12 protein-coding genes are annotated in these 12,257 nt (G+C 36.2%); 4 read left to right on the forward strand and 8 right to left on the reverse strand.

Going from position 1 to position 12,257, the window contains the following annotated elements; translation table 11 throughout:
* Window positions 1–256: 256 nt before the first annotated feature.
* The 4 genes from EIY84_RS02605 to EIY84_RS02620 all read left to right on the forward strand — a co-directional run bounded on the left by EIY84_RS02605 (window position 257) and on the right by EIY84_RS02620 (window position 2,958).
* The gene (locus EIY84_RS02605) at window positions 257–508 is read left to right on the forward strand and encodes a hypothetical protein (RefSeq protein ID WP_124640225.1); all 252 of its coding nucleotides are present in this window, start codon (window positions 257–259) and stop codon (window positions 506–508) included.
* Between the two features lie 73 nt (window positions 509–581).
* Window positions 582–1,688 carry a hypothetical protein gene (locus EIY84_RS02610; protein WP_124640226.1) on the forward strand — a complete coding sequence of 369 codons (1,107 nt, stop codon included), beginning with the start codon at window positions 582–584 and terminating at the stop codon, window positions 1,686–1,688.
* Window positions 1,685–2,080 (forward strand): hypothetical protein, encoded by a 396-nt coding sequence (locus EIY84_RS02615; RefSeq protein ID WP_124640228.1) that lies wholly within the window; start codon window positions 1,685–1,687, stop codon window positions 2,078–2,080. The genes EIY84_RS02610 and EIY84_RS02615 overlap by 4 nt, the downstream gene beginning before the upstream one ends.
* A 5-nt stretch (window positions 2,081–2,085) precedes the next feature.
* Window positions 2,086–2,958: a GLPGLI family protein gene (locus tag EIY84_RS02620; protein ID WP_124640230.1), complete on the forward strand. Its 873-nt coding sequence runs from the start codon at window positions 2,086–2,088 to the stop codon at window positions 2,956–2,958.
* Window positions 2,959–3,065: 107 nt separating this feature from the next.
* On the opposite strand, the gene nadB is transcribed toward EIY84_RS02620, so the two are convergent.
* The 8 genes from nadB to EIY84_RS02660 all read right to left on the reverse strand — a co-directional run bounded on the left by nadB (window position 3,066) and on the right by EIY84_RS02660 (window position 12,050).
* Window positions 3,066–4,661 (reverse strand): L-aspartate oxidase, encoded by a 1,596-nt coding sequence (gene nadB, locus EIY84_RS02625; RefSeq protein WP_124640232.1) that lies wholly within the window; start codon window positions 4,659–4,661, stop codon window positions 3,066–3,068.
* A gap of 27 nt (window positions 4,662–4,688) precedes the next feature.
* A complete protein-coding gene (locus EIY84_RS02630; protein WP_124640234.1) occupies window positions 4,689–5,147 on the reverse strand; it encodes a heme-binding domain-containing protein in 459 nt (152 codons plus the stop codon).
* Entirely contained in the window at window positions 5,147–6,895 is a 1,749-nt protein-coding gene (locus tag EIY84_RS02635) for an Ig-like domain-containing protein (RefSeq protein ID WP_124640236.1), read from the reverse strand. Before EIY84_RS02635 ends, EIY84_RS02630 begins: the two co-directional genes overlap by 1 nt.
* Before the next feature lie 16 nt (window positions 6,896–6,911).
* Window positions 6,912–8,162 (reverse strand): serine hydrolase domain-containing protein, encoded by a 1,251-nt coding sequence (locus EIY84_RS02640; RefSeq protein ID WP_124640238.1) that lies wholly within the window; start codon window positions 8,160–8,162, stop codon window positions 6,912–6,914.
* A gap of 146 nt (window positions 8,163–8,308) precedes the next feature.
* Window positions 8,309–8,800, reverse strand: coding sequence for a hypothetical protein (locus tag EIY84_RS02645; protein ID WP_124640240.1), 492 nt, complete (start codon window positions 8,798–8,800; stop codon window positions 8,309–8,311).
* Window positions 8,801–8,874: 74 nt separating this feature from the next.
* Complete coding sequence (locus EIY84_RS02650; protein WP_124640242.1) at window positions 8,875–9,660, reverse strand: (Fe-S)-binding protein; 786 nt, start codon at window positions 9,658–9,660, stop codon at window positions 8,875–8,877.
* A 92-nt stretch (window positions 9,661–9,752) separates the two neighbouring features.
* Complete coding sequence (locus tag EIY84_RS02655; protein WP_124640244.1) at window positions 9,753–11,087, reverse strand: (Fe-S)-binding protein; 1,335 nt, start codon at window positions 11,085–11,087, stop codon at window positions 9,753–9,755.
* Between the two features lie 12 nt (window positions 11,088–11,099).
* Complete coding sequence (locus tag EIY84_RS02660) at window positions 11,100–12,050, reverse strand: MlaD family protein (RefSeq protein ID WP_124640246.1); 951 nt, start codon at window positions 12,048–12,050, stop codon at window positions 11,100–11,102.
* Window positions 12,051–12,257: the final 207 nt, after the last annotated feature.

Raw genomic sequence — 12,257 nt, forward strand, 5'->3', positions numbered from 1 at the left:
TATTCTTTTGCATAGAGAAATTTGTAGTTATTTTTCCTCTAATATACTGAATACCAGTCTTTTAAACAAATAATTAACGCCTTTTTTTAAAGGTGTTTATCGATTTTTTTACTTTAAACAAGTTCATTATTTTGATTTTTACAAAGGTAAAAGAAATAAAAGAATATTTTATTCTAACAAATATATTTTATTCTGTGTGATATAGTGAATTTTGAAAACAAATTACAACTTTGCAAAATTAATTAAAAGAAATACTATGAAAAAGAAATTATTTACTTCAATTATGGTTTTATCCCTAATTACCCCACAATTAGTTAGTGCAAACAAAGAAATTCAAACAAAAAATACTTGTGTTGAATGGGGTATATTAGGGCTTACTTTTTGGACTGGTTCTGTAACTGTCGATATATTGGACGATAATGGTCAATATCTACGAACTGAAATAAGAAACTGTACTGGTAGGGTAAAAGAAACAATTACACCACCACAAGACTATAATGTTAATTAAAGTTAAAGTTCTTCGTTAGAGCATAAGTTGTCCATATTTTTGGGCAACTTTTAGCATTTAAAAAAGCAAAGAAATGATAGGAAATTTAAAAAATATTTGGTGTTTTGTATGTATTTTTTCAACTGTAATATTTAACGCTCAAGACAAAAACATTACAATAGTTGATGCGAAAAAACAAGCAATATCTCAAGTTGGAATCTATACACAAAAAAAGAAAATAGGAGAAACTAATGCCTTAGGAAAAGCAGTTATTGGCAATATGAGTCCGAACGATTCTGTATATTTTATAAAAAATGGTTTGGACAATCCTGTTTTCATATTCAAAAACATACCTTTAGAGCTAAAAATGGATTCCATCCGAACCTCAAAAATAGAAGAGGTCGTGATTAAAAGTGATAAGTTTGATGTCCAACAAATACTTAACAAAGTTTTCATGGTGGTAAGAGATACAACTTTGAATGTGCCTGTTAGAAAATATGCATTAAAAATGTCTTTAGCCACAAAAGAAAAAACTTATTATACCATTGACAATATCTTTTTTCAAAAAGGAAAAGAATTGTTTGTGGAAAGTAAAAACAATTTCTATATCGACCCTAATTTTGTGAGTTACACTAACACCGCTTTTAATGACACAGGTAAAGTAAAGAGAAAAATACTGTACAAAGATGAAGAATTTATACCATTACGAGGTGCTGATGATACCGTTTTTCTCATCCATTTTGCAAGAGTACAAATACAAATTCTAAATTTAATACGAGAATTCCAAAAGTATGATTTCAAAATTTGGAAAATAGATGGAAAATACATTCTAAAATTCAGTCCAAAAAAAGAGGAAAATAGATTGTACAATGGTAGTTTAATAATTGATACCGATGATTTTGGAATTTATGAGGGGATATTTAAGCTTTCAAAATCTAAAAAAAACACACAAAATACAAGCATTGACGAAAAAAGTAAAGCCTATAAATTTTTTATTGATAGAGATGATGTGATGATTATTAATCAAAAAAATAATGGAAAATACTATTTTCATTATTATGAAAACAACTACCAATATAGAGGGCTAAATAATGGTATTAAAAATGAAACTTTTTATGACAACACCTACATCAACCCAATAAACAATGTAAATATAGACACTGCAATCCCTTTTGATTTTAATAAAATGAGTTTTAAATGAAAAAAAAAATCTTTATTGTTTCTCTATTTCTGCTATTAGGGTGTTATAAAGAAACCACGCATACAGTGTCTTTTCTAAAAACACAAAGCAAACAAAACAATAAGAAACAAATAATCATATTGGTTTTATCTTCAGAATGTATTGCCTGTACAGAAAAACTAAAAGAACTCAATAGACAAAGTCAACATTTTACTAAAAATGAATTTTGGATTTCTACTCGCTATAGAACTGCTTTAATAAAAAAATGTAATTCGCTAAAAATACCCTTAGAAAAATATCATTTTATAGAAGATGCAACCATTAACAATCAATTAAACTCTGGAATAATGGTAGAATATCCATCGATGTACAAATTGGTAAAAAACAATCTAATGAAAATTAACAATTTATAAATAAAATGCGAAAAACAACAATTTTATTAATCCTTTTTCTTTCTAATTTGGCTTTATCTCAAACCAATGCCAATCGTTTTTTTTATGAATTAAAATTCAAACAAAAGAAAAATGCAAGAGAATTAGAGAATGTATTAACAGTACTCGATGTTTTGGATAAACAATCAACTTATAAAGATTATACTTATGCCTCTCAAGATTCCATAATGAAAATAAAAATTGAGAATGCAAAAGAGACCAATAATTTTACTGAGATATTAAAGAAAATAAAAAACCCTAAAATATCTTACAAGGTGATTAAAAAATTGCCTTCCCAAGAAATTTCATTCATAGAAGTTTTAGAAAGTGGCACTTTACCAGTATATTTAACTTATAATGAAATTGTAAATCTAGACTGGAAAATCGAAAATTCTAAAGAAAACATTAACAATTATGATTGTCAGAAGGCTACCCTAACCTTCGGAGGCAGAAAATGGATAGCTTGGTTTACCAATCAAATCCCAATTAGCGATGGCCCTTACAAGTTTCATGGTTTGCCTGGATTAATCGTTAAGATAGAAGACAACTCCAAAAATTTTATTTGGCAACTTGTTGGAAACTACAAAATTACCAATTATCAAGAGTTTTCTGAAATTGAAAAATTAAAAAAAATCGATAAAGGAAATTATAAAACAGTCCCAAAAATAAAATTTGCTAAAGCTATTTCTCAATATGCGCAAAACCCATTTGCCATGATGAAAAGCCAATTGACCAAAGAAATGTTAAACAATAAAGTTCCAGGTACAGAAACCACGCTTCAACAATTAATAAGAGATGAGGAACTTAGGATTAAAGCCCTTCACACAAATGAAAATCCTATTGAAATCACCAATCAATAACAACCCAATACATGAAGTGTGTCTGCTATTAAATTTGGCTTGAATTTTACAATCTGAGCCATTTTCAAATATAACCATTCCAAAAAAAATAGTGGACAATATTGCCACTATTTTTTTATCAATGCTTGATCGGTAAGGTCTTTATTGTAAAAAGCGCCTTTATTTTCCTTCATTTGCAGAGATTGCTTAATGATCAAATAAGAAATATTAACCAAATTTCTAAGTTCTGAAAGTTGTGGCGACATGATGGAATAGTTGTACAGCTCGTTCACGGCTTCGTATATTTCGAATTGTTTTTTCTTTGCCAATTCCAATCGGGAGTTGCTACGGACTATCCCTACCAAATCGCTCATCATTTCTTGCAATTGTTTTCTTAGATAGGAGACCATCACCATTTCGTCCATCATTTTCATGCCTTCTTCATTCCATTCGGGGATGGCTTTCAGGTCGTTGAAATTGAAGTCGTTTTCCTGTAACAATTCCACAGTTTTCACCGCTGCCTTATGTCCAAAAACCAAACCTTCCAACAAAGAATTGGATGCCAAGCGATTGGCTCCGTGCAATCCGGAATTGGTACACTCGCCCACGGCAAATAGATTTTTTATGGAACTTTGTCCGTCCATATCCACTTCTATCCCGCCCATCAGGTAATGGCAGGCCGGGACAACGGGGATCAGTTGTTGGAAAGGATCCACCCCTTCGGACATGCATTTTTTGTAAATATTGGGAAAGTGTTCTGTGAATTTTTCTTGATTCATTTCACGACAATCCAAACCAACATACTCGTCACCGGAAATTTTCAGTTCGTTGTCAATGGCTCGTGCTACAATATCTCTGGAAGCCAACTCTTGCCTTTCGTCGTATTTTTGCATGAAGGGTTTTCCGTCTTTTGTACGGAGTTTTGCGCCGTCGCCACGCACCGCTTCCGAGATCAAAAACAACATGCCATCGTGTTTAGAATACATGGCTGTTGGGTGAAATTGCAAATACTGCATGTTGCTCACCTTGCCTCTTGCTCTGTGGACAAAGGCAATACCATCGCCGGTGGCAATAATCGGGTTGGTGGTATTTTTGTACACATGACCGGCACCGCCCGTTGCTACTAATGTTATTTTGGCAGTAATTTTCTTTATTTTTTTATTTCTTTCATCCAAGATGTAAGCACCGTAGCAATTGATTTCTCTATCATCAAAAGTTTTCCCGGGAACATGGTGTTCGGTAAGTAAATCGATGACATAATGGTGGTCCAGAATTTCAATATTTTTGGATCGGTTGATGGTGGCAAGCAAAGCTCTTTCTATTTCGAAACCGGTGATGTCTTTGTGGTGAACAATTCTATTTTCTGTATGTCCACCTTCTCTGCCCAACTTATAATGGCTGTCCTGATCCATATCGAATCGGGTACCCCAATCCACCAATTCTTGGAAACGGGCAGGGCCTTCTTTGATGACCATTTCGACCACGGCACGGTTGTTTTCTCCGTCTCCGGCACGCATGGTATCTTCGATATGCTTTTCAAAATTATCGTTATCAAAATCGGTCACTACCGCCAATCCGCCTTGTGCATATTTGGTATTGCTTTCGTCTTCATCGGATTTGGTTACGATAATGATGTGTGCTTCCGGCATTTTTTCCGCAATTTTTATGGCATACGAAAGACCTGAAATCCCAGAACCGATTACGAGTACATCTGCTTTTATCATAAATAATTTTGATTAGAATTAATGATCTTAATACTTTTCCGACTTTAAAATATCGGTGAAATAGTTAATCAACACTTTTTTCTGGGCATCGTTCAATTTGGCGTCAGGATGATAAACCGTATATCCTGCAATGGGCATTCGGTTTTGTTCCAAATCGGCAATGCTGCTTTCCAACATATTTCTTTTTAGATCCTGATTGTAGGTGGTCCAAATGGAAAAATTAAGATGCTCCCTACCCTCGTTGATGTGATCTTTTATGGCCCAAGACACAGGAGCTATTTTGGCATAATCCGGATAAATGGTCTCGTTGGAATGGCAGTCGTAACAAGCCGACTTCAGAATTTCTTGAACATTTTTCGGCGTATTGAAAACCGAAACAAAATTTTCTGAAACCTTTACCGGTGGGTTTACTTTATCTACAGGTACCAATTGCATTAGACCAAAAATAACAACAAGTATAACGAGTATTTTAACTAATTTTTTCATTAATTTTTCATTTTTAATTTTCCAGGCTCTCTTTTAGGCTGGTTGTTATGAACGGGGCGGTTTTGTGGTTTTGCCCTATCCTTCGCCTCTGTACCCAATCCGGAATTCGCCTCTGTTGACGAAGTTTCCAAGGTGCGATTGTCGTTCAGATCCCAAGGTTCTACCATTTCCCAAAGTGCTTTTACCAAAACCGGTTTGTAATAGATTTTTACTGGTTCGGCGTGGGTTTGTGTTTCAAAATCGGCTTCGTCCCATTGCCCATTTTTATTTTCATCAATAAAAATTTTCATGAAATAAGTTCCCGGTTTCACAATATCAAAGACCACCTCACTAGTTTCTGCTTTTTTGCTGTATTTTACGGTATTGGCCGAGTCAAACAATTTCACCCAAAAAGGCACAGCAGGTACTGGTGATAGGTTAACGGTCAGCTTTCCGTATTGTTCTATTCCATCCGCAGAAATGTCCCAAAGATAGGATTTGGAATTTGATTTGTAAAAAGAAGAAATCGTTTCTTTAGGTACCGTGAGTTGGTATTTTTTCCCGGATTTGAAATCGGATTTCACAAGGATTTGATAAGGATTGGTAGGTGATACCGTTGCTGTAAAAGCTTGAGTAATAAGACTATCTACTTTCAACGACCACTTTTCGGTGTTCAGTTCTTTTACAAAATAATTAGAATTTATTTTAAAATCTTCATTGGGAGCCAATTCCGTTTCTTCGCTATTCAAAGTTAAATCGTCTTTGGATTGATAACGATAGGTAATGGAAGTTTCTTTTTGGGGTTGCGCATCGGCTTGGTAAGAAAATTTTATTCCTTCCGGACTATCCACTCCAATATTTTGAGTTTTGGCATCAAACCAGACCATCGCGGTATCGGATTTTGGCAGGTGGCTCACACGATACTCTTTTAGTTTTTCCGTCAGCGATTCTATTTTTACATGTTCCGGATGTCCTTCGTACAGGAACAAAACACCGCCCAAAACTGCTTTTGCTTCTTTAAATTTCACCTGCTTTTTGGATGGAAAAACCGCCAGTTTCAATCCGGAAATACTTTTTTCTATGTGTAAAGCTTCTTTAATAAAACCGATTTTTTCTTTTCCCGAATCGTAGACAGAATTGGCATTCTCATCTTGAAAAGCAATCAGTTTGTAGGTTCCTGGCGAAAGGTAATTCAGTTCAAAATAGCCGTCGTCATCTGCTTTGGTGATGTAATACGGTTTTTGTTTGTAATCGATGCTGTCGCTATCGGGATACAGCCCCACCACAATGGGCTTAGACTCCTTAGAGTCCTTTATTTTCAGTCCATCTTTGACCTCTCCACTGATGTACAAATCGTCCAAATGATCGCCTGTAGAAAATGCGTAGTTAAAATAGGAAAGTACATTGCCCTCGTTGTTATCGGCAATGGCATTACCAAAATTGAAATTGTAGGTGGTATTGGCTTTTAGGCTATCTTCCCATTGTACCAAGATGTATTTATTGGCCAAACTGTTTGGCAAAATCTTTTTAATATTTTTTATGGGAGGCGAAATGGTCAGGTTTTTTGTAATGTCCTTCAGGGTGATGTATTTGTCAAAATACAACCTAAGCTCTTTGGTAGATGCAGGAACATTGACCTTTGAGCTGTCGATGTTAGAAAACAAAAACTTCGGAGCCAGGGAATCTTTTTTCCCACCGACCGGCGAACCCACTCGAGCACAAGAAATGAGAAATGTTGAAACGACAATTAGGAAAAGAAAATTCTTCATTTCGCAAATTTAGAAATTATTCTCCGTTTGCATTGTCAGTCGCACTGTCTTTTTCCAAACCAGTATCGTTCATAATCTTACTCAGTCTCGATTTTTCCAACGGGAAATCTTCAAACAAACCTGACAGAGCCAATGCTGTGTACACACGGTTGGAATATTTGTTCCCGATGGCAATGATGGTCACATCGGATTTTAGAAGATGGGCAAAAACAGAATTGGTACCGTGCCACCATCCGTTGTGGTAGGTCAGTTTTTCACCGTTATCAAAAATTTTCATTCTAAAGCCCAAACCGTAGTTGTTTATCCCTTTTTTCTCGTTGCTGTAGGGTTGGAAGATCATTTTCTTAAGATCCGATTTAACAAAATTTTTGGAGTACAGTGCTTTTGAAAAATTCAGCAAATCTCGAGGTGTGGTGTACACATTTTTGTCGCCATAGATTAGATCCAAACGATCCAATGGATACAGTCGGTTCCCACGATTGTAGAACGATTGCGCTGCAGAAGGGATGTCCTTTTCTCTGAAAATAAAAGAATTTTTCATTTTTAGAGGTGCAAAAACCATCTCTTTCATGGCTTGTGGAAATGAGACACCGGTCACTTTTTCTACAATAAGAGCCAACAGGGCATAGTTGGTGTTGCAATACATGAATCCCGTGTTGGTTTCTCGAGCCAAATCGGGTTTGTACTTGATCATCAGGTTGAGAATATCCTTATTGCTTAGGTAAGGTTTGGACAATTCTTCGGGCTGAGGTGTGATGGTTTCTATAAAATTTTCATATTTTGGCAATCCCGACCTTTGACTTAAAAGATGGAAAACCGTTACTTTTTTGTATGGAAATTGTGGGAAAAATTTGGTAACGGGATCGTTGATATCAATTTTTTCTGCATCGGCAAGCTTCAAAACCGCCATTGCCGTCATGGTTTTAGAAACGGATGCCACATGAAGTGCTGTATTGGCATTGATGGCCGTTCCGTTTTCTCTGGCAAAGCCTCTGTATTTTTCAGAAATAATCCGATCGCCTTTGGCTACCAAAAAAGAACCGCTTAGGTCACCTTTCTCCCAAACTTTCTGGTAATAATTGTTGATGTATGGAATTATCGAATCGGCATTGGACAGGCGGCTTTCCTTTTCGGAAAAGACTTTATCCAAATTTACATTTCCAAAATTAGGGAGTTTTGTTTTGCTTTCTTCGATGTAGTTTTCTTCTTTTTTGCAAGAGGTGATGATGGAAAACCCGAGCAAAAACATTATGATACTTCTCTTCATTCTTCATTCAAAATCACTGCAATTTAGGGCTTTCTACTTTGTTTTGATAAGGTAAATCTTAATATTAATATTTTTTTAACATCTTTATAAAAAAAACCTTTCCAAATTATTATTTAGAAAGGTTAAATCTATTATAAGTTGAACGATTAGTCCCAATATATCCCTGCCCAACTTCTTCTGAGAGGCAGTTTGAAATCGGAGAGATAGTTGACATACGAATCTTTTGAAAAATCGAAAACTTCAATTTCAGTTGAAACTTCTTTGTTTTTAACCGCCAATCTAAAATCGTTCAGATTGAGGGTTTTCACCTCATTGTTTTCCAGATAGCACGCCTTCATTCTATCAAAGAGTCCCAAATTGTATTCTTTATCGATGTCCTTCATCAATGCATTTAGGGCATCCACAGAACATCCGGACACTTGCACATTTTCTTCATCTACAGTGATGATGATGAATTGTGAAAAATCAATTTTAAAAGACGAAGACAAGGGTTTTCCGTGAGCATTCCATCGGGGAAGAAAGTCGAATAATTTTTCGGTAATTTCCTTCACTTCTTTTGCTTTCATCTTACGAGATGCAGGATAGATAATCACTTTATAATCGTTGGTTTCTACAATGCTGGATTCTTCTATTTTCATTTTTTCAAACTGAATATTTATTAAAAAAACCAAGAAACCTAGATTTCTTGGAATGTGTCATGAGATTCGTTGGTTTACAAATCTTCGGCTTCGGCCAAAAGTTCTGCAATATCTTTTACTTCAACTTCGTCATTTTTATTGAAATGCTTCACGCCGTCTGTAATCATGGTGTTGCAGAAAGGACAACCTGTTGCAATGATGTCCGGCTTCTCATTGAGAGCTTCTTCCGTTCTTTCGATGTTGATGTCTTTGTCCCCTTTTTCCGGTTCTTTAAACATTTGTGCACCACCGGCACCACAACAAAGTCCGCTGCTTTTGCACCTTTTCATTTCGACCAATTCGGCATCCAATTTAGACAAAAGATCTCTTGGAGCTTCGTATTCGCCGTTGGCTCTTCCCAAATAACAAGGGTCGTGGAAGGTTATTTTTTTACCTTCAAATTTTCCGCCTTCAATTTTCAATCGACCTTCGTTCATTAAATTTTTAAGGAACTGTGTATGATGAAGAACTTCGTATTTGCCACCCAATTCAGGATATTCGTTCCCGATGGTATTGAAGCAATGTGGACAAGCGGTTACGATTTTTTTCACATCGTAAGCATTCAAAATCTCGATGTTGGTCATCGCCATCATTTGGAATACAAATTCGTTTCCTGCTCTTTTTGCGGGATCGCCGGTACAGGATTCTTCTTGTCCCAGTACAGCGAACTCTACACCAATATGATTAAGTATTTTACAAAAAGCACGGGTTATTTTTTTTGCTCTGTCATCAAAACTTCCAGAACAACCTACCCAGAACAGTACTTCTGGCATTTTACCTTCGGCAGCATATTCTGCCATTGTTTTTATCTTGAAATCCATTTTTTAAAATTTGTCAATTTATTCATTTGAAAATGTACCGTTGCAACTGCACCAATGGGTTTGCGTAGCGTGGTTACAAAGGTACAAACAGATTAATCGTTGGCCCAATTCAATCGGTCGGCTTGGTTATATTGCCAAGGAGCCGCATTGTTTTCTATATTGGACATCATCAAGTTTAGTTCTTGTGGTGCAGCGGATTGTTCCATAACCATGAAACGACGCATTTCCAAAATAATTGAAAGAGGATCGATAAGAACGGGACATTCTTCGACACATGCGTTGCAGCTGGTACATGCCCACAACTCTTCTTTGGTGATATAATCTCCTAAAAGTTTTTTGCCATCATCCACAAATTTTCCATTCTTATTGATGTTTTTACCCACTTCTTCGATACGATCTCTGGTGGACATCATAATTTTTCGTGGTGATAGTTTTTTCCCGGTAATATTTGCTGGACAAGATGAAGTACAACGACCGCACTCTGTACAAGAATACGCATTGAGCAATTGTACCTGATTGAGGTCGAACACATCTTCGGCTCCAAATTTGGCAGGCGGTTCTGCATCTGCAGCAGGTGCAGCATACGGATCTGCATTGGGATCCATCATCAGTTTTATTTCTTTGGTTACGGATTCCAAATTATTGAACTTTCCTTTCGGCTCCAAATTGGCATACCAAGTATTCGGGAATGCAAAAATGATGTGCAAGTGCTTGGAAAAATACAAGTAATTCATAAACACCAAAATTCCTACAAAGTGAAACCACCAAGCTCCTTTTTCCACAAACATCAAGAAACCGTCTGAGAAGTTGAAGACGTCAAAAATAGGTACCATGAACAATTGAGAGATTGGAAAAGAACCCACTTCGTGGAAAACGCCTCTCTGTTGCAATAAGAAATCGGCTGAATTCATTTTGAAGAATGCCATCATCAGAGCAAATTCTATGATCAAAATAATATTGGCATCGCTAATGGCCCATCCTTGCAAATCCTTTGCGGTTGAGCTCACCCTTTTTACATGAAGAATATTTCTGCGGATAAAAAATAAAACCACGGCCACCAATACCAAAAGTGCTAACACTTCTAATGTTGCGGTAAATGCACCGTAAAGGGTGTGCCCCATAAGGGTCGATAAAAAGCGGTGCGTACCAAAAGTACCGTCGATAATAATTTCGACCAGCTCGATGTTGATGATTACAAAACCAACATAAACCAAAACATGGAGAAATCCAGCAATGGGTCTTTTTCCCATTTTACTTTGCCCCAATGCAACACGGGACATGGTTTGCCATCTTTCTTTTCGTCTATCACTTCGGTTGACGGGTCTTCCCAATTGGATGTTTCGGTAAATTTCTTTTAGGCCTTTTAAAAACAATCCAAATCCTAGAACAAGGAGGATTACGAATAAAATATTATCTAGATATTGCATATCGTGAGGGTTTTAGTCTTTAGTACTTTTTCCGAAAACAGAGATGTTGATGTATCTTTTTGGGTTGGCTTTTAGATCGATCAACAAATTGTTAAGGTTGGCAGAAGCCTGGCTAATATTTTGGTAAAGTTGTTCATCTTTTGCGAGTTTTCCAAGACTTCCTTCGCCATTTTGTATGCCGGAAATAACGGTATTCAGTTTACCGATTGATGCATCCAAGTTAGCAACGGCATCGTTCAGTTTTTTCGTGTCGATATTTTTAGCTAAATCTCCGTATTTTTCGACTGCAGAATTGGTGGTAACCATGGTTTTATCGGCACTTTCCAAAAGTTTTTGCAACTTAGGATCGTTGCTTGCCAACATGCTGTTCACTTGTTTCGAAGTTGTCTCAAAGCCGGCAACGGTTCTGTTTAGGTTAATTAAGAGGGCACGAATTTCAGCTCTATTTTTATCATCAAGTATTTTATTGGCATTGCTGGCTAAAGAATCAACTCTTTTTAAAGCTTGTTGAAGTTGATCGGAAATAGGGCCTGCTTTTTCGCCAAGGCTGGACATCAGTGAAAGTTCGTTTCCGCCTTTCAAAGTATCGCCACTTTTTGCCATATCTCCACCGTACACCACATTGATTTTCACTTCCTTACCGGACATCATTCCCGGTTCATAAATTTCTAAAGTAGATGATTTTGAAAAAGAAAAATTGTCTTTGATCAAAACTTTGACTACAAAGCTTATTTTTCCTTCTTTGTTGGTAATCGGTTTTATTTCATCGACCTGTCCAACCCCCAATCCGTTGATGGACACTTTGCTGGAAGTTGCCAAACCGCCCACATCATCAAACTGAGCATAGAAAGTATTATCGGTAGAAAAAAAGGATTTCCCCTTCATAAATTGAAAAAGAACGACGAAGCTTACGATGGCTAGAACGGCTATTAATCCGGCTTTTATTTCTTTGCTAAATTTCACTATTAAAAATTTTATAATCCGCAAATATACTGATTTTAGAATTTAGAAGAATTAAAAATAAGCCAACACCCTTACAAAGCGAAGGGTAGTGCATAAAAAAAGAGACAAACAAAAAGTTGTCTCTTGGAATTTCATAACTGCAACAGATTTTTCATCATTCTGTGTTTTGTGTCGTTTTGGGTTGTTGCAATTAAAAGCTAATGGTTA

Source organism: Amniculibacterium aquaticum, from assembly GCF_003852705.1.
Classification (GTDB): Bacteria; Bacteroidota; Bacteroidia; order Flavobacteriales; family Weeksellaceae; genus Amniculibacterium; species Amniculibacterium aquaticum.

Bases quoted from the DNA above. Each gene is read 5' to 3' on its own strand.
- EIY84_RS02605 (WP_124640225.1), top strand. From the start codon at position 257: ATGAAAAAGAAATTATTTACTTCAATTATGGTTTTATCCCTAATTACC.
- EIY84_RS02610 (WP_124640226.1), top strand. From the start codon at position 582: ATGATAGGAAATTTAAAAAATATTTGGTGTTTTGTATGTATTTTTTCA.
- EIY84_RS02615 (WP_124640228.1), top strand. From the start codon at position 1,685: ATGAAAAAAAAAATCTTTATTGTTTCTCTATTTCTGCTATTAGGGTGT.
- EIY84_RS02620 (WP_124640230.1), top strand. From the start codon at position 2,086: ATGCGAAAAACAACAATTTTATTAATCCTTTTTCTTTCTAATTTGGCT.
- nadB (WP_124640232.1), bottom strand. From the start codon at position 4,661: ATGATAAAAGCAGATGTACTCGTAATCGGTTCTGGGATTTCAGGTCTT.
- EIY84_RS02630 (WP_124640234.1), bottom strand. From the start codon at position 5,147: ATGAAAAAATTAGTTAAAATACTCGTTATACTTGTTGTTATTTTTGGT.
- EIY84_RS02635 (WP_124640236.1), bottom strand. From the start codon at position 6,895: ATGAAGAATTTTCTTTTCCTAATTGTCGTTTCAACATTTCTCATTTCT.
- EIY84_RS02640 (WP_124640238.1), bottom strand. From the start codon at position 8,162: ATGAAGAGAAGTATCATAATGTTTTTGCTCGGGTTTTCCATCATCACC.
- EIY84_RS02645 (WP_124640240.1), bottom strand. From the start codon at position 8,800: ATGAAAATAGAAGAATCCAGCATTGTAGAAACCAACGATTATAAAGTG.
- EIY84_RS02650 (WP_124640242.1), bottom strand. From the start codon at position 9,660: ATGGATTTCAAGATAAAAACAATGGCAGAATATGCTGCCGAAGGTAAA.
- EIY84_RS02655 (WP_124640244.1), bottom strand. From the start codon at position 11,087: ATGCAATATCTAGATAATATTTTATTCGTAATCCTCCTTGTTCTAGGA.